The 20,802-nt window shown below is 49.8% G+C and carries 23 protein-coding genes and 1 riboswitch; of the genes, 13 read left to right on the forward strand and 10 right to left on the reverse strand.

Going from position 1 to position 20,802, the window contains the following annotated elements; translation table 11 throughout:
• Nucleotides 1–50: 50 nt before the first annotated feature.
• The 5 genes from parE to nudF are packed head-to-tail and all read right to left on the reverse strand — an operon-like array spanning nucleotide 51 to nucleotide 4,457.
• On the reverse strand, nucleotides 51–1,943 hold the full coding sequence (parE, locus tag AACS80_RS08640) for a DNA topoisomerase IV subunit B (RefSeq protein WP_130210353.1): 1,893 nt from the start codon (nucleotides 1,941–1,943) through the stop codon (nucleotides 51–53).
• A 28-nt stretch (nucleotides 1,944–1,971) separates the two neighbouring features.
• Complete coding sequence (gene yqiA, locus AACS80_RS08645; protein ID WP_000105733.1) at nucleotides 1,972–2,553, reverse strand: esterase YqiA; 582 nt, start codon at nucleotides 2,551–2,553, stop codon at nucleotides 1,972–1,974.
• Complete coding sequence (cpdA, locus tag AACS80_RS08650; protein ID WP_130218206.1) at nucleotides 2,553–3,380, reverse strand: 3',5'-cyclic-AMP phosphodiesterase; 828 nt, start codon at nucleotides 3,378–3,380, stop codon at nucleotides 2,553–2,555. The genes yqiA and cpdA overlap by 1 nt, the downstream gene beginning before the upstream one ends.
• A gap of 24 nt (nucleotides 3,381–3,404) precedes the next feature.
• On the reverse strand, nucleotides 3,405–3,827 hold the full coding sequence (locus tag AACS80_RS08655; protein ID WP_000833390.1) for a DUF1249 family protein: 423 nt from the start codon (nucleotides 3,825–3,827) through the stop codon (nucleotides 3,405–3,407).
• A complete protein-coding gene (gene nudF, locus AACS80_RS08660) occupies nucleotides 3,828–4,457 on the reverse strand; it encodes an ADP-ribose diphosphatase (protein WP_021564655.1) in 630 nt (209 codons plus the stop codon).
• Nucleotides 4,458–4,661: 204 nt separating this feature from the next.
• Here nudF and tolC point away from each other — a divergent pair, with 204 nt between their 5' ends.
• From tolC to dsbI, 6 genes are all read left to right on the forward strand, one after another.
• Nucleotides 4,662–6,143 carry an outer membrane channel protein TolC gene (tolC, locus tag AACS80_RS08665; protein ID WP_130210361.1) on the forward strand — a complete coding sequence of 494 codons (1,482 nt, stop codon included), beginning with the start codon at nucleotides 4,662–4,664 and terminating at the stop codon, nucleotides 6,141–6,143.
• Between the two features lie 147 nt (nucleotides 6,144–6,290).
• Entirely contained in the window at nucleotides 6,291–6,962 is a 672-nt protein-coding gene (locus AACS80_RS08670; protein WP_000831534.1) for a DUF1190 family protein, read from the forward strand.
• A 5-nt stretch (nucleotides 6,963–6,967) separates the two neighbouring features.
• Nucleotides 6,968–8,128, forward strand: coding sequence for a glutathionylspermidine synthase family protein (locus AACS80_RS08675; RefSeq protein WP_130210363.1), 1,161 nt, complete (start codon nucleotides 6,968–6,970; stop codon nucleotides 8,126–8,128).
• A 482-nt stretch (nucleotides 8,129–8,610) separates the two neighbouring features.
• A complete protein-coding gene (locus AACS80_RS08680) occupies nucleotides 8,611–10,407 on the forward strand; it encodes an aryl-sulfate sulfotransferase (RefSeq protein ID WP_130210365.1) in 1,797 nt (598 codons plus the stop codon).
• Nucleotides 10,408–10,424: 17 nt separating this feature from the next.
• Entirely contained in the window at nucleotides 10,425–11,093 is a 669-nt protein-coding gene (locus AACS80_RS08685; protein WP_000040018.1) for a thiol:disulfide interchange protein DsbA/DsbL, read from the forward strand.
• Between the two features lie 14 nt (nucleotides 11,094–11,107).
• Nucleotides 11,108–11,779, forward strand: a complete 672-nt coding sequence (dsbI, locus tag AACS80_RS08690; protein WP_130218214.1) for a protein-disulfide oxidoreductase DsbI — start codon at nucleotides 11,108–11,110, stop codon at nucleotides 11,777–11,779.
• Between the two features lie 47 nt (nucleotides 11,780–11,826).
• On the opposite strand, the gene ygiD is transcribed toward dsbI, so the two are convergent.
• Nucleotides 11,827–12,615, reverse strand: a complete 789-nt coding sequence (ygiD, locus tag AACS80_RS08695) for a 4,5-DOPA dioxygenase extradiol (RefSeq protein WP_167852416.1) — start codon at nucleotides 12,613–12,615, stop codon at nucleotides 11,827–11,829.
• A gap of 142 nt (nucleotides 12,616–12,757) precedes the next feature.
• Between ygiD and zupT the strand changes: the two genes are divergently transcribed.
• Nucleotides 12,758–13,531, forward strand: coding sequence for a zinc transporter ZupT (zupT, locus tag AACS80_RS08700; protein ID WP_001295627.1), 774 nt, complete (start codon nucleotides 12,758–12,760; stop codon nucleotides 13,529–13,531).
• 55 nt (nucleotides 13,532–13,586) lie between these two features.
• On the opposite strand, the gene yqiD is transcribed toward zupT, so the two are convergent.
• Both yqiD and ribB read right to left on the reverse strand, forming a co-directional pair.
• The gene (yqiD, locus tag AACS80_RS08705; protein WP_165382779.1) at nucleotides 13,587–13,757 is read right to left on the reverse strand and encodes a protein YqiD; all 171 of its coding nucleotides are present in this window, start codon (nucleotides 13,755–13,757) and stop codon (nucleotides 13,587–13,589) included.
• 263 nt (nucleotides 13,758–14,020) lie between these two features.
• Complete coding sequence (gene ribB, locus AACS80_RS08710; RefSeq protein WP_113305203.1) at nucleotides 14,021–14,674, reverse strand: 3,4-dihydroxy-2-butanone-4-phosphate synthase; 654 nt, start codon at nucleotides 14,672–14,674, stop codon at nucleotides 14,021–14,023.
• Between the two features lie 103 nt (nucleotides 14,675–14,777).
• Nucleotides 14,778–14,926, reverse strand: a riboswitch (FMN riboswitch).
• A gap of 121 nt (nucleotides 14,927–15,047) precedes the next feature.
• On the opposite strand from ribB, the gene ubiK reads away from it, so the two are divergent.
• Nucleotides 15,048–15,347: a ubiquinone biosynthesis accessory factor UbiK gene (gene ubiK / locus AACS80_RS08715; RefSeq protein ID WP_064529620.1), complete on the forward strand. Its 300-nt coding sequence runs from the start codon at nucleotides 15,048–15,050 to the stop codon at nucleotides 15,345–15,347.
• Between the two features lie 34 nt (nucleotides 15,348–15,381).
• On the opposite strand, the gene glgS is transcribed toward ubiK, so the two are convergent.
• Nucleotides 15,382–15,582, reverse strand: coding sequence for a cell surface composition regulator GlgS (gene glgS, locus AACS80_RS08720; protein WP_130210460.1), 201 nt, complete (start codon nucleotides 15,580–15,582; stop codon nucleotides 15,382–15,384).
• Between the two features lie 266 nt (nucleotides 15,583–15,848).
• On the opposite strand from glgS, the gene AACS80_RS08725 reads away from it, so the two are divergent.
• From AACS80_RS08725 to ibsE, 5 genes are all read left to right on the forward strand, one after another.
• Nucleotides 15,849–16,478, forward strand: a complete 630-nt coding sequence (locus AACS80_RS08725; RefSeq protein ID WP_130210458.1) for an OB-fold-containig protein — start codon at nucleotides 15,849–15,851, stop codon at nucleotides 16,476–16,478.
• A 26-nt stretch (nucleotides 16,479–16,504) separates the two neighbouring features.
• Entirely contained in the window at nucleotides 16,505–18,166 is a 1,662-nt protein-coding gene (locus tag AACS80_RS08730; protein WP_135410469.1) for a flotillin family protein, read from the forward strand.
• 238 nt (nucleotides 18,167–18,404) lie between these two features.
• The gene (locus AACS80_RS08735; RefSeq protein WP_001387081.1) at nucleotides 18,405–18,464 is read left to right on the forward strand and encodes a type I toxin-antitoxin system Ibs family toxin; all 60 of its coding nucleotides are present in this window, start codon (nucleotides 18,405–18,407) and stop codon (nucleotides 18,462–18,464) included.
• Between the two features lie 316 nt (nucleotides 18,465–18,780).
• On the forward strand, nucleotides 18,781–18,840 hold the full coding sequence (locus AACS80_RS08740) for a type I toxin-antitoxin system Ibs family toxin (protein WP_104917541.1): 60 nt from the start codon (nucleotides 18,781–18,783) through the stop codon (nucleotides 18,838–18,840).
• 316 nt (nucleotides 18,841–19,156) lie between these two features.
• Entirely contained in the window at nucleotides 19,157–19,216 is a 60-nt protein-coding gene (gene ibsE, locus AACS80_RS08745; protein WP_001387082.1) for a type I toxin-antitoxin system Ibs family toxin, read from the forward strand.
• 119 nt (nucleotides 19,217–19,335) lie between these two features.
• Here the strand turns inward: ibsE and hldE are convergent, their stop codons facing one another.
• The gene (gene hldE / locus AACS80_RS08750) at nucleotides 19,336–20,769 is read right to left on the reverse strand and encodes a bifunctional D-glycero-beta-D-manno-heptose-7-phosphate kinase/D-glycero-beta-D-manno-heptose 1-phosphate adenylyltransferase HldE (protein ID WP_130210454.1); all 1,434 of its coding nucleotides are present in this window, start codon (nucleotides 20,767–20,769) and stop codon (nucleotides 19,336–19,338) included.
• Nucleotides 20,770–20,802: the final 33 nt, after the last annotated feature.

Below are 20,802 nucleotides of genomic sequence, written 5' to 3' on the forward strand. Positions count from 1 at the left end.
GTATACGCGTGTATACCGGGCTATGTTTTATTCTCCTGACGGGAAGATCATCAGACCTCAATCTCCGCCATGTCACCTTTCTCTTGCAACCAGTTACGGCGGTCTTCCGAGCGTTTCTTCGCCAGCAGCATGTCCATCATCGCGTCGGTACGCTGATCGTCTTCATCGTCGATGGTCAACTGCACCAGACGGCGAGTGTTCGGGTCGAGCGTAGTTTCACGTAGTTGCAGCGGGTTCATTTCACCCAGACCTTTAAAACGCTGGACATTTGGCTTGCCTTTCTTGCGTTTTAATTGTTCGAGCACGCCCTCTTTCTCTTCTTCCGTCAAGGCGTAATAGACCTCTTTACCAAGGTCAATGCGGTAGAGCGGTGGTAGCGCTACATATACGTGACCGTGTTTCACCAGCGTACGGAAGTGTTTTACAAACAAGGCGCAGAGCAACGTGGCAATGTGCAGACCATCGGAATCAGCATCCGCCAGGATACAGATCTTGCCATAACGCAGTTGGCTAAGATCGTCGCTGTCAGGATCGATACCGATCGCTACCGAAATATCGTGTACTTCCTGTGAGGCCAGCACTTCGTCGGAAGAAACTTCCCAGGTGTTAAGGATCTTACCTTTCAGCGGCATGATCGCCTGATATTCACGATCGCGTGCCTGCTTGGCAGATCCGCCTGCAGAGTCCCCTTCCACAAGGAACAGTTCGGTACGGTTAAGATCCTGCGCGGTACAGTCTGCCAGTTTGCCAGGCAGTGCCGGGCCGCTGGTCAGCTTTTTACGCACCACTTTTTTGGCCGCACGCATACGGCGCTGGGCGCTGGAAATCGCCATCTCCGCCAGCAGTTCAGCCGCCTGAACGTTCTGGTTCAGCCACAAGGTGAAGGCATCTTTCACCACGCCCGAAACGAATGCCGCACACTGACGCGAAGAGAGACGCTCTTTGGTCTGCCCGGCAAACTGCGGATCCTGCATTTTTACTGACAGCACATAGGCGCAGCGATCCCAGATATCTTCCGCCGACAGCTTCACGCCGCGCGGCAGAATGTTGCGGTATTCGCAAAACTCACGCATCGCGTCCAGCAGCCCCTGACGCAGACCGTTAACGTGCGTACCGCCCTGCATCGTTGGGATCAGGTTGACGTAACTTTCGGTCAGCAGTTCGCCACCTTCAGGAAGCCACAAGAGCGCCCAGTCCACCGCTTCGGTATCGCCAGAAAAATTACCGATAAACGGTTTTTCCGGCAGCGTCGGCAGGCCGTTTACCGCTTCCGCCAGGTAATCATTCAGACCGTCCTGGTAGCACCAGCGTTGTTCGGTGTTGTTGATCTCATCTTTAAAAGTGATCTCAACGCCCGGGCACAGTACCGCTTTGGCTTTCAGCACATGTGTAAGACGGGAAACAGAGAAGCGCGGGCTGTCAAAGAAAGTTTCATCCGGCCAGAAGTGCACGCTGGTGCCTGTGTTGCGTTTACCGCAAGTACCAACAACCTGCAAATCCTGCACCTTTTCGCCATTTTCAAAGGCGATGTTATAAATCTGACCATCGCGGCGCACGTTAACTTCTACGCGCTTCGACAGGGCGTTAACCACCGAAATCCCCACGCCGTGCAGACCGCCAGAGAACTGGTAGTTTTTGTTAGAAAATTTACCGCCCGCGTGCAAACGGCAAAGAATCAGTTCTACCGCCGGAACACCTTCTTCCGGGTGAATATCCACCGGCATTCCACGGCCATCGTCAATCACTTCCAGCGACTGGTCAGCATGTAAAATAACGTCCACGCGTTTTGCGTGACCGGCCAGTGCTTCATCCACACTGTTATCAATGACTTCTTGCCCCAAATGGTTAGGGCGAGTGGTATCGGTATACATCCCCGGACGGCGGCGAACCGGCTCAAGCCCGGTGAGTACCTCAATGGCATCAGCGTTATAAGTTTGCGTCATGGTTTAAGTTAGTAATTCGAGTTGATCGTCAGAGATGGTGCAGACCAAGAAAATCGACGATCGGGTTGAAATAATCTTCGAAGCCCGTGAATGCGTGGTTGCCGCCTTCTATAACAGTCTGGCGGCAGGAAGCGTAGTACGCCACCGCCTGGCGGTAATCCAGCACTTCATCTCCCGTCTGTTGCAGCAGCCAGATCAAATCCGGCGCTTCCAGCGGGTCAATCTGCATGACTTTAAGATCGTAAATATGGCGAGACTCTAGCACATATTGCTGCCCGGTGTAGGGGTTCTCGTTCTGACCGAGATAGTCAGTAAGCAGTTCAAACGGGCGCACCGCCGGGTTTACCACCACTGCGGGCAGCATAAAACATTGCGACAACCAGGTGGCGTAATACCCGCCCAGTGACGAACCAACAATCCCCAGCGAATCGCCGCCATGTTCCAGGACAATGGATTCCAGCAGTTCTGCCGCATCGGAAGGATACGGCGGTAACTGCGGAATAATCATCTCAACGTCAGGGTGATGTTCCGCCAGCCAGTTTTTCAACAAGCTCGCTTTCGCAGAACGCGGCGAACTATTGAAACCGTGTAAATAAAGAAGCGTCGACATCAGTAACCTTCTGAAGCGGTATCTGGTTGGAAACGGGAGTCTGCCAGGCGGTGTACTTCTGTGGTCAGCGTACCATCGGCATGGAGTTCCAGCGTACGCCAACCGGGCGCGATAGTGTCCAGCGTGAAGTTGGAACAGTGCGGCTTAAACTGCACGCAGGTCGATGGCGTTGCCAGCAGGCGACGACCATTCCAGTCGAGATCCAGTTCCTGATGGATATGGCCGCATAACAGATATTTGACGTGCGGAAACTTCACCAGCACGTTATCCAGTTCACCCGCGTTACGCAGACTGTGTTGGTCAAGCCAGCTACAGCCCGCAGGCAACGGATGATGATGCAGCAGAAGCAAGGTATGGCGCTCTGGCGCATCGGCCAGTTTACGTTCCAGCCACTCGAGTTGAAACTCGCTTAGCTCACCGTGCGGTACGCCAAACACCTGGCTGTCCAGCAACAGGATTTGCCACTGTTCACCGATAAACACGCGTTTCGCTGAAGATATACCCGCGTCCTGTAGCGCGCTGTACATCGCAGGCTGGAAATCATGGTTGCCCGGCAGCCAGACGCAGGGCGCACGAAAACTTGCGATACCTTCAGCGAAGTGCTGGTAGGCCGCAGCCGTTTGATCCTGCGCTAAATCACCTGTCGCGACAATCAGGTCGAATTCGTGCTGGTGTGGGCGAATCGCCTCCAGCACCGCCTGGTAACTTTCCCAGGTGTTCACCCCTAACAGGGCTTCGTGCTTTTGCGCAAACAGGTGAGTATCGGTAATTTGTAAAATCCTGACTCTGGACTCACCAGCCAGAGGAAGGGTTAACAGGCTTTCCAAATGGTGTCCTTAGGTTTCACGACGCTAATAAACCGGAATCGCCATCGCTCCATGTGCTAAACAGTATCGCAACCAGTCCGCTAAAAACTGATTAATTTGATGCTTTTCGTCGCGTTGATGCAACTTTTTATTAGGATAATCATACCGCGCTTTGAAGCGAAAAATCTGCTGACTTGAACACACTTCAGCCACCATCGCGTCATGATACAGACGCACTGTCATCGACGGAAGGCTCCAGTAACTGATCGCTGGCGCAATCTGTTCAATAGTCACCAGGGTAGTGTATCGGGTCGATTCCACAATCGTTAGCCGATATTGTGCGTTTGCCACCTGATAGCTTACAGTTTCACCGGGTGCGTCATTGCGCGGTAACAAACGGCGCAATTGTGAAAAGTTCATCTCGCACAGGCGCATCATTTCAGGAAAGTCAGGTGTGTAACGCTTCATTTATGCCCACTCATTTTTTAACGCTTGATGATGCAGTTGCAGCCATTGCAAAGCGATGACCGACGCTGCGTTGTCGATTTTCCCCTCTTCTACCCATTGGTATGCCTGTTCCCGACTTACCACATGAACGCGAATATCTTCGTTTTCATCAGCCAGACCGTGAATACCGCTTGCGGTCGTGGCGTCCACTTCGCCCACCATAATTGACGAACGCTCGCTGGTGCCGCCCGGGCTTGCCAGGAAACTTAACACCGGTTTGGTCCGTTTCACTTTTAGTCCCGCCTCTTCAATCGCTTCGCGACGGGCAACATCTTCCACACTCTCACCTTCTTCAATCATCCCGGCAACCATTTCCAGTAACCAGGGCGTTTCGCTGGTGTCATACGCGGCAATTCGTATCTGCTCAATCAGTACAACTTCATCGCGCACTGGGTCAAAGGGTAGCAAGACTGCGGCGTGACCGCGTTCAAAAATTTCCCGCCGGACCTCATGACTCATTTGCCCGTTGAATAAACGATGACGAAATCTATAAAGATCTAATGAAAAAAAGCCGCGATAAAGTGTTTCTCGTGCAATAATTTCTACATCGTTTTTGCCAAATGTAACGGGCAGGTTGTCTGGCTTAAGCATGGCTAATGTCCTGGCACTAATAGTGAATAAAATGTGAATTTCAGCGACGTTTGACTGCCGTTTGAGCAGTCATGTGTTAAATTGAGGCACATTAACGCCCTATGGCACGTAACGCCAACCTTTTGCGGTAGCGGCTTCTGCTAGAATCCGCAATAATTTTACAGTTTGATCGCGCTAAATACTGCTTCACCACAAGGAATGCAAATGAAGAAATTGCTCCCCATTCTTATCGGCCTGAGCCTTTCTGGGTTCAGTTCGTTGAGCCAGGCCGAGAACCTGATGCAAGTTTATCAGCAAGCACGCCTTAGTAACCCGGAATTGCGTAAGTCTGCCGCCGATCGTGATGCTGCCTTTGAAAAAATTAATGAAGCTCGCAGTCCATTACTGCCACAGCTAGGTTTAGGTGCAGATTACACCTACAGCAACGGCTACCGCGACGCGAACGGCATCAACTCTAACGCAACCAGTGCGTCCCTGCAGTTGACCCAGTCCATTTTCGATATGTCGAAATGGCGCGCACTGACCTTGCAGGAAAAAGCTGCCGGTATTCAGGACGTCACTTACCAGACCGATCAACAAACTTTGATCCTCAACACCGCGACCGCTTATTTCAACGTGTTGAATGCCATTGACGTGCTTTCTTATACTCAGGCACAAAAAGAGGCAATCTACCGTCAGTTAGATCAAACCACCCAACGCTTTAACGTGGGCCTGGTGGCGATCACCGACGTGCAGAACGCCCGCGCACAGTACGATACCGTGCTGGCGAACGAAGTGACCGCACGTAACAACCTCGACAACGCCGTTGAGCAGCTGCGTCAGATCACCGGTAACTACTATCCGGAACTGGCGGCGCTGAACGTCGAAAACTTCAAGACCGACAAGCCACAGCCGGTTAACGCGCTGCTGAAAGAAGCCGAAAAACGCAACCTGTCGCTGTTACAGGCACGCTTGAGCCAGGATCTGGCGCGCGAGCAAATTCGCCAAGCGCAGGACGGTCACTTACCGACTCTGGATTTGACGGCCTCTACCGGAATTTCTGACACCTCTTACAGCGGTTCAAAAACCCGTGGTGCGACAGGTACCCAATATGACGACAGCAATATGGGTCAGAACAAAGTGGGTCTAAGCTTCTCGCTGCCGATTTATCAGGGCGGAATGGTTAACTCGCAGGTGAAACAGGCACAGTACAACTTTGTCGGTGCCAGCGAGCAACTGGAAAGCGCCCATCGTAGCGTAGTGCAGACCGTGCGTTCCTCCTTCAACAACATTAATGCATCTATTAGTAGCATTAACGCCTACAAACAAGCCGTGGTTTCCGCCCAAAGCTCTTTAGACGCAATGGAAGCGGGCTACTCGGTCGGTACGCGTACCATTGTTGACGTGTTGGATGCGACCACTACGCTGTACAACGCCAAGCAAGAACTGGCGAATGCGCGTTATAACTACCTGATTAACCAGCTGAATATTAAATCAGCTCTGGGTACGCTGAACGAGCAGGATCTGCTGGCACTGAACAATGCGCTGAGCAAACCGGTTTCCACTAACCCGGAAAACGTCGCGCCGCAAACGCCAGAACAGAATGCTATTGCTGATGGTTATGCACCTGATAGCCCGGCTCCAGCCGTTCAGCAAGCATCCGCACGCACTAACACCAGTAACGGTCATAACCCTTTCCGTAACTGATGACGACGACGGGGCTTCGGCCCCGTCTGAACGTAAGGCAACGTAAAGATACGGGTTATCTGCCGCATTCTTCCCCCTTCTCGCTTCAATTTCGACCAGCCATCCTCTATTCTGATGGGTATTTACCACTGGTCCTGGAAGACAAAAATGAAACGGACAAAATCCATACGCCACGCATCGTTCCGCAAAAACTGGAGCGCACGCCACCTGACACCTGTCGCTCTCGCTGTTGCTACTGTTTTTATGCTGGCAGGCTGTGAAAAGAGTGATGAAACAGTGTCTCTCTATCAAAATGCTGACGACTGTTCAGCTGCAAACCCAGGCAAAAGCGCCGAATGTACCACCGCGTACAACAATGCGCTGAAAGAAGCAGAACGTACTGCGCCGAAATACGCCACTCGTGAAGACTGTATTGCCGAATTTGGTGAAGGTCAGTGCCAGCAGGCACCAGCCCAGGCTGGCATGGCACCTGAAAACCAGGCGCAGGCCCAGCAATCCAGCGGGAGTTTCTGGATGCCGCTGATGGCCGGTTACATGATGGGACGTCTGATGGGCGGCGGCGCGGGATTTGCACAGCAGCCGTTGTTCTCCTCGAAAAACCCAGCCAGCCCGGCTTACGGTAAATATACCGACGCGACTGGTAAAAACTATGGCGCAGCCCAGCCAGGCCGCACCATGACCGTACCGAAGACGGCAATGGCACCAAAACCGGCGACCACCACTACCGTTACCCGCGGCGGTTTTGGTGAATCTGTTGCCAAACAAAGCACTATGCAGCGTAGCGCAACCGGCACCTCTTCTCGTTCAATGGGTGGCTGATACCGATGGAAAGAGTCAGTATTACCGAGCGCCCAGACTGGCGTGAAAAAGCCCACGAATACGGTTTCAATTTTCACACCATGTACGGCGAGCCGTACTGGTGTGAAGATGCTTACTACAAGTTGACCCTCGCCCAGGTTGAAAAGCTGGAAGACGTCACCGCCGAACTGCACCAGATGTGCCTGAAAGTGGTGGAAAAAGTGATCTCCAGCGATGAGCTGATGACCAAATTCCGCATTCCAAAGCACACGTGGAGTTTTGTGCGTCAGTCATGGTTGACGCACCAGCCGTCGCTTTATTCACGCCTTGATCTGGCGTGGGATGGCACTGGCGAACCTAAACTTCTGGAAAATAACGCTGATACGCCCACGTCACTGTATGAAGCAGCATTCTTTCAGTGGATCTGGCTGGAAGATCAGCTTAACGCGGGCAACCTGCCGGAAGGCAGCGACCAGTTTAACAGTCTGCAAGAAAAGCTGATCGATCGCTTTGTCGAGCTGCGTGAACAGTATGGCTTCCAGTTGCTGCATCTCACCTGCTGTCGTGACACGGTGGAAGATCGTGGCACCATCCAGTATTTGCAGGACTGCGCGACGGAAGCTGAAATCGCTACCGAGTTCCTGTACATCGACGATATTGGTTTAGGCGAAAAAGGTCAGTTCACGGATTTGCAGGATCAGGTGATTGCTAACCTGTTCAAGCTTTATCCATGGGAATTTATGCTGCGCGAGATGTTCTCCACCAAGCTGGAAGATGCTGGCGTACGCTGGCTGGAACCGGCGTGGAAGAGCATTATCTCCAACAAAGCACTTCTGCCGCTACTGTGGGAGATGTTCCCGAATCATCCGAACCTGTTGCCCGCTTATTTTGCTGAAGATGATTATCCAGAAATGGAAAAATATGTGGTTAAGCCAATCTTCTCGCGTGAAGGCGCAAACGTGTCGATTATCGAGAATGGCAAAACCATTGAAGCAGCAGAAGGTCCGTATGGCGAAGAAGGCATGATTGTTCAGCAATTCCATCCGTTACCAAAATTTGGCGACAGTTATATGCTGATTGGTAGCTGGCTGGTGAACGATCAACCCGCCGGAATTGGCATTCGTGAAGACCGTGCGTTGATCACCCAGGATATGTCTCGGTTTTATCCACATATTTTTGTTGAATAATACTGCTTAATATTGCCCCGATAATCGGGGCAACTTTTCATAATCCATCATTTATAATCTCCATCAATATATAAATCCATACATCTCCAACTTTTATTTAACATTAATAACCAATTTAATGTTAAATCGTCATATGTAAGTGATATTGCAATTAAAGTAAGTAAATAAATCACCGCATAACACATTGATATATATTAAATATTTTGTTTTTATCTCTTCATATTTTAATTTAATAATTAAAAAACAATGTCGCAGAGATCACACTACGCAATATTGAACATTGTTATTGATATATCGCCACCCTACTATCCATTAAAAATAAATAGTTGTTTCAACAAATAACAACATATTCAAAAGCAGCAAAACATTCTCATATTTTATTAGAGTTACATTATTCATTCACAAAACAAATTTATTAGTACCATCTCAACAGTCGATATTCATCATTATTATATATTTGCGTTATATAAGGAGATATATCCATGTTTGATAAATATAGAAAAACACTGGTAGCCGGAACAGTAGCATTAGCCCTGGGATTGTCTGCAACTGGCGTAATGGCGGCGGGTTTTAAACCTGCACCACCTGCCGGGCAACTCGGTGCAATCATTGTCGATCCCTACGGCAATGCACCACTGACCGCTCTGGTTGACTTAGATAGCCACGTCATTTCTGACGTCAAAGTTACCGTCCACGGGAAGGGCGAAAAAGGCGTTGAAATCAGCTATTCCGTGGGCCAGGAGTCACTAAAAACTTACGATGGTGTACCGATTTTTGGTCTTTATCAGAAATTTGCCAACAAAGTGACCGTTGAGTGGAAAGAAAACGGCAAGGCCATGAAAGATGATTACGTGGTGCAAACTTCAGCCATCGTCAACAATTACATGGATAACCGTTCCATCTCTGATCTACAGCAGACCAAAGTCGTTAAAGTCGCACCTGGTTTTGAAGATCGCCTCTATCTGGTTAATACCCACACCTTTACTGCACAAGGTTCCGATCTCCACTGGCACGGTGAGAAAGATAAAAATGCAGGGATCCTCGATGCAGGTCCGGCCACCGGCGCACTGCCCTTTGATATCGCGCCCTTTACTTTCATTGTCGATACCGAAGGTGAATACCGCTGGTGGCTGGATCAAGACACCTTCTACGATGGCCGTGACCGTAATATCAACAAACGTGGTTATCTGATGGGTATCCGCGAAACACCACGCGGCACCTTTACCGCAGTACAAGGCCAGCACTGGTACGAGTTCGACATGATGGGTCAGGTGCTGGAAGATCATAAACTGCCGCGCGGATTCGCTGACGCCACTCATGAATCCATTGAGACGCCTAATGGTACGGTACTATTGCGCGTAGGTAAAAGTAACTACCGTCGCGATGACGGCGTACACGTCACCACCATTCGTGACCATATCCTCGAAGTCGATAAATCTGGTCGTGTTGTCGATGTATGGGATCTGACGAAGATCCTCGATCCGAAACGTGATGCTCTGCTCGGTGCACTGGATGCAGGCGCAGTTTGCGTCAACGTTGACCTTGCTCACGCCGGACAGCAGGCAAAACTGGAGCCAGATACACCGTTTGGCGACGCGCTGGGTGTAGGACCAGGTCGTAACTGGGCGCACGTCAACTCCATCGCCTATGACGCGAAAGATGACTCAATTATCCTCTCTTCTCGTCACCAGGGCGTTGTGAAAATTGGTCGTGATAAACAAGTGAAATGGATCCTTGCCCCATCGAAAGGCTGGGAAAAACCATTGGCCAGCAAATTGCTGAAACCCGTTGACGCTAACGGTAAGCCGATCACCTGTAACGAAAATGGCCTGTGTGAAAACTCAGACTTCGACTTTACCTATACCCAGCATACCGCATGGATCTCCAGCAAAGGTACACTCACTATTTTTGATAACGGCGACGGTCGCCATCTGGAACAACCTGCCTTACCAACCATGAAATATTCCCGTTTTGTGGAATATAAGATTGATGAGAAGAAAGGTACCGTTCAGCAAGTTTGGGAATACGGTAAAGAACGTGGTTACGATTTCTATAGCCCAATCACCTCCATTATCGAATACCAGGCTGACCGTGACACCATGTTCGGCTTCGGCGGCTCCATTCATCTGTTTGACGTCGGTCAGCCGACCGTCGGCAAGTTGAACGAGATCGACTACAAAACCAAAGAAGTGAAAGTGGAAATCGACGTGATGTCTGATAAACCCAACCAGACTCACTACCGTGCGCTGTTAGTCCGTCCAAAACAGATGTTTAAATAATTAAGAAGGGAATAAAAATGTCGAAATTAGGGATCTCATCACTGTTTAAAAGCGTACTGCTTACTGCAGCTCTGGCGGTTTCATTTACTGCTTCTGCATTTACCGAAGGCACGGATTATATGGTACTGGAAAAACCGATTCCGAATGCCGACAAAACGCTGATTAAGGTATTCAGCTACGCCTGCCCGTTCTGTTACAAGTACGACAAAGCGGTTACCGGTCCGGTATCGGAAAAAGTGAAAGATGTCGTTGCTTTCACGCCGTTCCATCTGGAAACCAAAGGCGAATACGGTAAACAGGCGAGCGAAGTCTTTGCTGTCTTGATCAATAAAGATAAAGCAGCAGGTATTTCCTTATTTGATGCTAACTCTCAGTTTAAGAAAGCCAAGTTTGCCTACTACGCGGCTTATCACGACAAAAAAGAACGCTGGTCTGACGGTAAAGATCCCGCAGCCTTTATCAAAACGGGTCTGGATGCTGCTGGTATGAGCCAGGCGGATTTTGAAGCTGCACTGAAAGAGCCAGCGGTACAAGAAACACTGGAAAAATGGAAAGCCTCTTATGAAGTCGCCAAAATCCAGGGGGTTCCGGCTTACGTCGTTAATGGTAAGTATTTGATCTACACCAAGAGCATCAAATCCATCGACGCGATGGCAGACCTTATCCGTGAGTTAGCAAGCAAATAACAGGGAAACAGGCTATGGGTATTAAGGGAATGTGGAAAGACCTTCGCACATCACCAGTCGACACACTGGTCAGATGGCAGGAGCAACGCTTTTTGTGGTTGTTAATGGCCGTTGCGATGGGCGCGTTAATTATCCTGGCGCACTCTTTCTTCCAGATCTATCTCTACATGGCCCCCTGTGAGCAATGTGTATACATTCGCTATGCCATGTTTGTGATGGTTATTGGAGGATTGGTTGCGGCGATCAACCCGAAGAACATCATCCTTAAGCTAATTGGCTGCGTGATGGCATTTTACGGCAGCATCATGGGGCTGAAGTTTTCATTCAAACTGAACGATATCCACCATGCGGTGCATAACCCGGATCCCGATTCACTGTTTGGCGTTCAGGGTTGCTCTACCGATCCAACTTTCCCCTTTAACCTGCCGCTGGCACAGTGGGCACCAAACTGGTTCAAACCTACCGGGGATTGCGGCTATGATGCGCCAATCGTTCCCGATGGCGTCACACTGAGCAGTATGCAGCAGTGGTTTGTGGCGATGTATCAGCAATCTGAAGGCTGGTATCTGCTACCGCCGTGGCACTTTATGAACATGGCTCAGGCCTGTATGTTGGCTTTTGGTCTTTGCTTATTGCTGCTATTAGTGATGAGCGGCGCATGGGGACTCAAGCTGCTGAGAAAGTAAGGTAATGCAAACCGAAGCCAGAAATTGGCTTCGGTTTTCTTCATCTATTAACCTACCTGCACCGACAACATACTTAAACTGCCCATTTCTATACCATCGACCGGAATGGTAATTGGCTCCTGCCCATCCCATGCACCTAAAACATACAATAGCGGCAGGTAATGCTCCGGTGTTGGATTCGATAACGCGCCACCTTCATGGTCGAGATAATTCACCAGAGGATGCTGCTCCACCGGTCCTTGCCACGTCAGATTCGCTTTCACATACTCATTAAACGACGTCGCCCACGGATAGGGGGAACTATCGCCATGCCATTTCACCGTGCGCAGGTTATGCACCACGTTACCGCTGGCGACCAACATTATTCCTTCATCTCGCAGTGCTGCCAGTTTACGCCCCATCTCAAAGTGCCAGGTGGCGGGTTTGGTACTGTCGATACTCAACTGCACCATCGGGATATCCGCTTGCGGATACATCTTAATTAGTACGCCCCACGAGCCGTGGTCAAAGCCCCAGGCTTCTTTATCCAGTGTGACAGGCACTGGCGCTAACAGCTCAACCAATCGCTGAGCCAAAGCCGGTGAGCCAGGAGCCGGATAATGGGTGTCGTACAGCGCCTGCGGAAAGCCGCCAAAGTCATGAATCGTTGGCGGCGTCTCCATCGCAGTCACTCCTGTACCACGGGTAAACCAGTGAGCCGAAACCACGACAATCGCTTGCGGGTGTGGCAATGTCATCCCCAACTTCTGCCAACTGCGGGTATACAAATTATCTTCCAGCACGTTCATCGGACTACCGTGACCTAAAAACAATGCTGGCATACGTGTTGAAGACATGATGATATCCTTAACTAAAGGTGTCATTTTGATATCCTCACAATACGCTCGTTCGGCGGAGTAAGAACCCGGATAACGATGATGATCATCATCAGTTATTTTGACGATCTGCCTGAAGGTGAAGATTTATAAGGAGTTGTCGATGTCAGTACCTCTCATTCTGACCATACTGGCGGGGGCAGCCACGTTTATTGGCGCGTTTCTCGGCGTTCTCGGGCAAAAACCCTCGAACCGACTGCTGGCATTTTCGCTAGGGTTTGCGGCGGGGATCATGTTGCTTATCTCATTGATGGAGATGCTCCCTGCCGCATTAGCCGCCGAAGGAATGTCCCCCGTTCTGGGCTACGGGATGTTTATCTTTGGTCTGCTGGGCTATTTTGGTCTGGACCGCATGTTGCCGCATGCGCATCCGCAGGATTTAATGCAAAAATCGGTGCAACCGTTGCCCAAATCGATCAAGCGCACTGCTATTCTGCTCACTCTTGGAATCAGTCTGCATAACTTCCCGGAAGGGATTGCCACTTTTGTTACGGCAAGCAGTAACCTGGAGCTGGGCTTTGGCATCGCGCTGGCCGTGGCGTTGCACAATATTCCTGAAGGTCTGGCGGTTGCGGGGCCGGTTTACGCGGCAACGGGGTCGAAACGCACCGCAATTCTGTGGGCGGGGATTTCTGGGCTGGCGGAAATTCTCGGCGGCGTTCTGGCGTGGTTAATCCTTGGTAGCATGATTTCCCCGGTAGTCATGGCGGCAATCATGGCGGCGGTTGCAGGAATCATGGTGGCGCTCTCCGTGGACGAATTAATGCCGTTAGCCAAAGAGATTGATCCCAATAATAATCCCAGCTATGGCGTGCTGTGTGGGATGTCAGTAATGGGATTTAGTTTAGTGCTGTTACAAACGGCGGGAATTGGTTGAAAACAACTTCAGATGTTGTCCAGCATGGACAACATCTGCAGGCATCGCAGAAGCACTACTCCAGCTTTTCTGCTGTCTCTTCTCTCGCACTGTTTAAGTATTTGTTTCTCGCTTCAAGCAGTGCGTCTCTGTCCTGGCGAAACGCCCGGCAATAACGTTTCAAATGCAGGAAATACCCCACCACAACCAGCGCAATCAATACAATCCAGTACCAGGAGATAAACATCCTTTTTACCCTTAATATTTAACAATACCAAACATTTAGCGCATAAATTTCACATATCCATTTTCGGATATATTTATATGGTCGCATAATATCGGAACATTTATATGATTTTGATCATAATGAAAAAGGTTGTCTGATATTAGTGAAATTTACTCATAGATAAAGCGGTGAAATTTACATTCAGCAGGGTAAGGGCAAAATAAAACCGAAGCCTTCTACAGCTTCGGTTTCTTTGATTATCGCACCAGTCTTAGCAGTTATTTTCAGCTAGCTTTGCGCTCATGCGCCTGACGGTATGCAACCAGATCCTCAATAGTGACCAGCGCCATATTGTGTTTGTTGGCAAACTCGATGCACTCTGGCGCGCGGGCCATGGTGCCATCGTCATTAGTCAGTTCACACAGCACACCTGCAGGTTTAAAGCCTGCCAGCGTCATCAGATCAATAGTCGCTTCGGTATGACCGCCACGAGTCAGTACACCACCCGCCTGTGCGCGCAATGGGAAAACGTGGCCAGGGCGATTCAAGTCTGAAGGTTTAGCACCATCAGCAATCGCAGCGCGAACAGTCGTGATACGGTCAGCGGCAGAAACACCGGTAGTCACACCTTCAGCAGCTTCAATGGTCACGGTAAAACCAGTGCCATAGGCGCTGGTATTATTTTCGACCATCATTGGCAGATCGAGTTGTTTACGGCGTTCTTCGGTTATGCACAAGCAAACAATACCGCTACCGTGGCGAATGGTCAGAGCCATCTGCTCAACGGTCATGGTTTCTGCCGGGAAGATCATATCGCCTTCGTTTTCACGGTCTTCATCATCAAGCACCATCACACCGCGTCCTTCACGCAGCGCAGCCAGTGCATTTTCAACACGTTCGAAAGGCGTACCAAAAGAGGAAAGTAGCGTCTGATTCATGGTAAAAAAACCTCACTAAAATTATGGTTACCAGAATCAGGGCAGTCTTAGGAGTGGCGGCATATAGCCAAAATAACGTGAGCGGGTCCATGCCCGACAGAATCGTTACTCTCTCCCATCCGGACTCTAACCGTCGGCCCCGGAATTACACCGGATCTGCTGTCCTTTGAGTTTGCACCCAAAGCGCTCGCGGGCTTTCAACTGAGTTGATTTACCGCCGGTGGGGAATTTCGCCCCGCCCTGAGAATAAGCGGATTCACTATAACGCTAATGATTAACGGCAGCAACGCATAGGTTCACATAATTCTGGTTTATGACTTACCCTTATCGCACTACAATGGCACCAAACACCTATCAGTACAGGGAAACTACAATGATTGACCCGAAAAAAATTGAGCAAATTGCTCGCCAGGTTCACGAATCAATGCCTAAAGGAATCAGGGAGTTCGGGGAAGATGTGGAGAAAAAAATCCGCCAAACCCTACAAGCACAGCTGACTCGCCTCGATTTGGTAAGCCGCGAAGAATTTGATGTGCAGACGCAGGTCCTGTTACGGACTCGTGAGAAACTGGCGTTACTGGAGCAGCGCATCAGTGAACTGGAAGCTCGTAGTAATCCGGCAGCAGAAGTTCAATCTCCTCCCGCCATCCCGCCAGTTGATAAAGCAGAATAAAGCACCACAAAAACGGGCCTGACGGCCCGTAATCTCAATGTTCTAGTTCCAGTTCTCTTGACTGTGTCATTTGCTGGCAATACCAGGCATAACGAGCGCAAAACCAGGTTCTGTGTTCTTCATCCATATTACCAGTGACGGCCAGAATATCGACCGGTCGACCTTCAGCATTCATTCTGGCAAAACTACGCGCCAGGAAATCGAAATTATTTAAAGAATTAAGACCATGATCCATAAGCACATCCTCCGGTTATCGCATACCTTTTAAGGCCATATGCTTTTTCTGATTTCAGTATTCCTTAATCAGTGTAGTGCCTTTAAACATAACGTGCGTAAATATATTGTTTTGGATCACACTTTTTATTGAAAATAATTACAACGTTAAAAGACTTTCCCTTTTAAAATTTCACTAACGCATGTTATTATTAGCAAAGATAAATGTAAGAAAGGAAATCATACCATAGTAAACAATGCGTCACTGAATGGACGATGGAGTGACTGATGATTTTATTTGCCGACTATAACACACCTTATCTTTTCGCTATTTCCTTTGTACTTTTGATCGGCCTGTTAGAAATTATTGCTATTGTCTGCGGTCACATGCTCTCCGGTGCTCTTGATGCACATCTTGATCATTACGATTCCATAACCACAGGTAATATTAGTCAGGCACTTCATTATCTTAATATTGGAAGGCTACCAGCCCTCGTCATCCTCTGCCTGTTGGCTGGTTTTTTTGGCCTTATCGGCATCGTTCTACAGCATGCCTGCGTGACGGTCTGGAAAGCTCCACTCTCAAACCTGTTGGTGGTTCCTGTTTGTTTACTGCTCACTGTTATTACAGTGCATTATATCGGCAAGGCGATCGCCCCCTGGATTCCTCGCGATCATAGTTCTGCTATTACAGAAGAAGAATATATTGGCTGCATGGCATTAATTACCGGTCATCAGGCAATATCAGGCAGACCCTGTGAAGGAAAACTTACCGATCAATTTGGTCAAATACACTATTTATTACTGGAACCTGAAGAAGGAAAAAACTTCACCAAAGGTGACAAGGTATTGATTATTTGCCGACTTTCTGCAACACGATATTTAGCAGAAAAAAATCCCTGGCCAAATATATTGTAAATATTTAAACAAAAGGAAATTTAATAATGGATGATATCGTTAACTTAGTACCGTCATGGATGTTTATGGCGATTGTTGCCGTATGTGTTCTGTTTATTATCGGTATTATTTTCGCGCGACTTTATCGTCGGGCATCTGCCGAGCAGGCATTTGTTCGTACCGGGTTAGGCGGGCAAAAAGTGGTAATGAGCGGCGGCGCAATCGTAATGCCGATCTTCCACGAAATCATTCCTATCAATATGAATACGCTTAAGCTGGAAGTCAGCCGTTCTACTATTGATAGCCTGATTACGAAAGATCGTATGCGTGTTGATGTTGTAGTGGCTTTCTTTGTACGGGTAAAACCGTCAGTAGAAGGCATCGCCACTGCGGCCCAGACGTTGGGGCAACGCACGCTATCACCAGAAGATTTACGTATGCTGGTCGAGGATAAATTCGTCGATGCCCTACGCGCCACCGCTGCGCAAATGACGATGCATGAGTTACAGGATACCCGCGAGAACTTCGTGCAGGGTGTACAAAATACCGTGGCAGAAGACTTGTCGAAAAACGGACTGGAACTGGAAAGTGTTTCACTCACCAACTTTAACCAGACTTCGAAAGAGCATTTTAACCCGAACAACGCTTTTGACGCCGAAGGTTTGACCAAACTAACCCAGGAGACGGAACGCCGTCGTCGCGAGCGTAACGAAGTTGAACAGGATGTAGAAGTTGCGGTGCGTGAGAAAAATCGAGACGCTCTTTCGCGGAAGCTGGAGATTGAACAGCAAGAAGCGTTTATGACGCTTGAGCAGGAGCAGCAGGTTAAAACCCGTACCGCTGAGCAGAATGCGAAAATTGCGGCTTTTGAAGCTGAACGTCGTCGTGAAGCAGAGCAGACGCGAATTCTGGCTGAACGACAGATTCAGGAAACGGAAATCGACCGCGAACAGGCCGTCCGCTCAAGAAAGGTTGAGGCTGAACGTGAAGTTCGCATTAAAGAGATCGAACAGCAGCAGGTTACCGAAATCGCCAACCAGACGAAATCGATCGCTATTGCGGCAAAATCAGAACAACAATCACAGGCAGAAGCGCGTGCCAACCTCGCACTTGCAGAAGCGGTAAGTGCGCAACAAAACGTAGAAACCACTCGCCAGACAGCCGAAGCCGATCGTGCCAAGCAGGTGGCGCTGATTGCCGCAGCGCAAGACGCAGAAACCAAAGCGGTCGAACTGACCGTCCGAGCAAAAGCAGAGAAAGAAGCCGCAGAAATGCAGGCGGCAGCGATCGTTGAGTTAGCCGAAGCTACGCGTAAAAAAGGTCTGGCGGAAGCAGAAGCGCAACGTGCGCTGAACGATGCAATCAACGTGCTTTCTGATGAACAAACCAGCCTTAAATTCAAACTGGCGCTATTACAGTCGTTACCTGCGGTAATAGAGAAATCCGTTGAACCGATGAAGTCTATCGACGGCATCAAGATTATTCAGGTCGATGGATTGAACCGTGGTGGCGCTGCGGGGGATGCGGCATCAGGCAACGTTGGTGGCGAAAACTTGGCGGAACAGGCATTGTCTGCTGCCCTTTCTTACCGCACACAGGCACCGCTGATTGACTCCTTGCTCAATGAAATTGGCGTTTCAGGCGGCTCGCTGGCGGCATTGACTTCACCCTTAACCTCAACAACTCCCGTCGCAGAAAACGTAGAATAAATTTTCATCTATGAATATCCCTGGCCCAAAAAGCCGGGGATTTTTTATATCTGCGTTCCGCTAAAAAGTGCAAATGCTCAGGTTGTTGCAGCATTTTGCGTGACCGCTCGGGGAAGGCAAAACTGCTTCAGGGAAAGCGTTGCGTGGGGTCAGGCGCTAATCAACAATCGGGGAGCCAGCAAGGGGCTGAAACGGGAAAGCCCCTCCCGAGAAAGGGGCCTTACAGAAGGAAAGGGTTATGATGAAGCTTGTCATCATACTGATTGTGTTGTTACTCGTAAGTTTCGCAGCTTATTAACAGCCAATCAGAGGGGGGAGAAATCCTCCCTCACCCTTGTTCCTTTACTCTAGGTTGAAAAAACAACAGCGTCAAGAAGGTTTCATTAACACACATCCCTGGCCCAAAAAGCCGGGGATTTTTTATATCTGCATTCCGCTAAAAAGTGCAAATGATCAGGTTGTTACAGCGTTTTGCGAGTCGACTCGGGGAAGAGAAATCTGTATCAGGGAAAGCGTTGCGCGGGGTCAGGCGCTAATCAACAATCGGGGAGTCAGCAAGGGGCTGAAACGGGAAAGCCCCTCCCGAGGAAGGGGCCTTACAGAAGGAAAGGGTTATGATGAAGCTCGTCATCATACTGATTGTGTTGTTACTGATAAGTTTCCACGCTTACTAACAGCCAATCAGAGGGGGGAGAAATCCTCCCTCACCCTTGTTCCTTTACTTTAGGTTGAAAAAAAATCAGCGTCAAGAAGGTTTCATTAACGCATATCCCTGGCCCAAAAAGCCGGGGATTTTTTATATCTGCATTCCGCTAAAAAGTGCAAATGATCAGGCTGTTGCAGCGTTTTGCGAGTCGACTCGGGGAAGAGAAAACTGCATCAGGGAAAGCGTTGCGCGGGGTCAGGCGCTAATCAACAATCGGGAAGTCAGTAAGGGGCTGAAACGGGAAAGCCCCTCCCGAAGAAGGGGCCTTATAGAAGGAAAGGGTTATGATGAAGTTCGTCATCATACTGGTTGTGTTGTTACTGCTAAGCTTCCCAACTTACTAACAACTGATCAGAGGGGGGAGAAATCCTCCCTTACCCTTGTTCCTTTACTTTAGGTTGAAAAAACAACAGCGTCAATAGGTCTACCTGGCACGAAGCGAGATCTGTGAACCGCTTTCCGGTTAACCTTTTTTATCCTGTTGGATCTTCTTGATAATGTTAGTGGTCGAGCAACCGTCTTCAAAGTTGAGCACCAGCACTTCGCCGCCGTTGGCCCAGACTTCTTTACTCCCGGCAATCTCTTCTGGTTTATAGTCGCCTCCTTTTACCAGCAGATCTGGCAGGATCCCGGCGATCAGGCGCTGCGGCGTGTCCTCTTCAAACGACACCACCCAGTCGACCGCTTCCAGTGCGCCCAGCACAATCATACGCTGTTCGAGCGGGTTAACCGGGCGAGAATCCCCTTTCAGGCGTTTGGTGGAGGCATCGCTGTTCACGGCGACAATCAAGCGGTCACCCAGCTTGCGGGCATTTGCCAGATAAGAGACATGCCCGGCGTGGAGAATGTCGAAGACGCCGTTGGTCATCACCACTTTTTCACCGCGTTTACGTGCCGCCGCTACGGCCAGCTTCAGTTCCTCTTCGGTCATCACGCCAAAACCAGTGTCTGCACGTCCACGTACTGCGTTTTCCAGCTCGATCGGCGAAACCGTGGATGTCCCCAGTTTGCCGACCACCACACCAGCCGCCGCATTGGCAAAGAAGCAGGCTTCTTCCAGCGAATTACCAGCCGCCAGCGTTGCCGCAAGCACGCCAATCACCGTGTCGCCTGCACCGGTAACGTCATAGACTTCTTGCGCCTGAGTTGGCATATGCAGCGGCTCTTTACCCGGTTGCAGCAGCGTCATCCCCTGCTCGGAACGGGTTACCAGCAGCGCAGAGAGTTCGTAGTCGGCAATCAGTTTCATGCCGCGTTCAACAATCTCTTCTTCGGTTTTACATTTACCAACAACAGCTTCAAATTCCGAGAGATTAGGCGTTAAAAGCGTAGCGCCGCGGTAGCGTTCAAAATCGGTGCCTTTTGGATCAATCAACACCGGAACGCCCGCTTTACGCGCCAGTTGGATCATCTGCTGTACGCTTGCCAACGCACCTTTCGCATAGTCAGAAAGCACCAGCGCGCCAATCGTACCGAGAGCCTGATTAATCCGCTCATGCAGCGGCTGCGGATCAACACCTTCGAAACCTTCTTCAAAATCCAGGCGGATCAACTGTTGGTTACGAGAAAGCACCCGCAGTTTGGTGATGGTCGGATGCGTCGGCACAGAAACGAAGTCGCATTTTACGTTCACGTCCGCCAGCGATTTACTGAGCGCACGCGCCGCATCATCAATACCTGTCAGCCCCACCAGGCGTGCGTTTGCACCGAGAGAAGCGATGTTCATCGCCACGTTGGCCGCGCCGCCCGGACGTTCTTCGATGGTATTCACTTTAACCACGGGTACTGGCGCTTCCGGCGAGATACGGCTGGTGGGACCGTACCAGTAACGATCCAGCATTACATCACCAACCACCATCACTCCTGCACGTTCAAACTCTGGCAGCGTTACTTTCATTCCTGTCTCCTGAGAGATTCAAAATTTGCGCGC

The sequence above is a fragment of the Escherichia sp. E4385 genome (genome assembly GCF_963883145.1).
In the GTDB taxonomy this organism is placed as follows: Bacteria; Pseudomonadota; Gammaproteobacteria; order Enterobacterales; family Enterobacteriaceae; genus Escherichia.

Bases quoted from the DNA above. Each gene is read 5' to 3' on its own strand.
- parE (WP_130210353.1), bottom strand. From the start codon at position 1,943: ATGACGCAAACTTATAACGCTGATGCCATTGAGGTACTCACCGGGCTT.
- yqiA (WP_000105733.1), bottom strand. From the start codon at position 2,553: ATGTCGACGCTTCTTTATTTACACGGTTTCAATAGTTCGCCGCGTTCT.
- AACS80_RS08655 (WP_000833390.1), bottom strand. From the start codon at position 3,827: ATGAAGCGTTACACACCTGACTTTCCTGAAATGATGCGCCTGTGCGAG.
- nudF (WP_021564655.1), bottom strand. From the start codon at position 4,457: ATGCTTAAGCCAGACAACCTGCCCGTTACATTTGGCAAAAACGATGTA.
- tolC (WP_130210361.1), top strand. From the start codon at position 4,662: ATGAAGAAATTGCTCCCCATTCTTATCGGCCTGAGCCTTTCTGGGTTC.
- AACS80_RS08670 (WP_000831534.1), top strand. From the start codon at position 6,291: ATGAAACGGACAAAATCCATACGCCACGCATCGTTCCGCAAAAACTGG.
- AACS80_RS08675 (WP_130210363.1), top strand. From the start codon at position 6,968: ATGGAAAGAGTCAGTATTACCGAGCGCCCAGACTGGCGTGAAAAAGCC.
- AACS80_RS08680 (WP_130210365.1), top strand. From the start codon at position 8,611: ATGTTTGATAAATATAGAAAAACACTGGTAGCCGGAACAGTAGCATTA.
- AACS80_RS08685 (WP_000040018.1), top strand. From the start codon at position 10,425: ATGTCGAAATTAGGGATCTCATCACTGTTTAAAAGCGTACTGCTTACT.
- dsbI (WP_130218214.1), top strand. From the start codon at position 11,108: ATGGGTATTAAGGGAATGTGGAAAGACCTTCGCACATCACCAGTCGAC.
- ygiD (WP_167852416.1), bottom strand. From the start codon at position 12,615: ATGTCTTCAACACGTATGCCAGCATTGTTTTTAGGTCACGGTAGTCCG.
- zupT (WP_001295627.1), top strand. From the start codon at position 12,758: ATGTCAGTACCTCTCATTCTGACCATACTGGCGGGGGCAGCCACGTTT.
- yqiD (WP_165382779.1), bottom strand. From the start codon at position 13,757: ATGTTTATCTCCTGGTACTGGATTGTATTGATTGCGCTGGTTGTGGTG.
- ribB (WP_113305203.1), bottom strand. From the start codon at position 14,674: ATGAATCAGACGCTACTTTCCTCTTTTGGTACGCCTTTCGAACGTGTT.
- ubiK (WP_064529620.1), top strand. From the start codon at position 15,048: ATGATTGACCCGAAAAAAATTGAGCAAATTGCTCGCCAGGTTCACGAA.
- glgS (WP_130210460.1), bottom strand. From the start codon at position 15,582: ATGGATCATGGTCTTAATTCTTTAAATAATTTCGATTTCCTGGCGCGT.
- AACS80_RS08725 (WP_130210458.1), top strand. From the start codon at position 15,849: ATGATTTTATTTGCCGACTATAACACACCTTATCTTTTCGCTATTTCC.
- AACS80_RS08730 (WP_135410469.1), top strand. From the start codon at position 16,505: ATGGATGATATCGTTAACTTAGTACCGTCATGGATGTTTATGGCGATT.
- hldE (WP_130210454.1), bottom strand. From the start codon at position 20,769: ATGAAAGTAACGCTGCCAGAGTTTGAACGTGCAGGAGTGATGGTGGTT.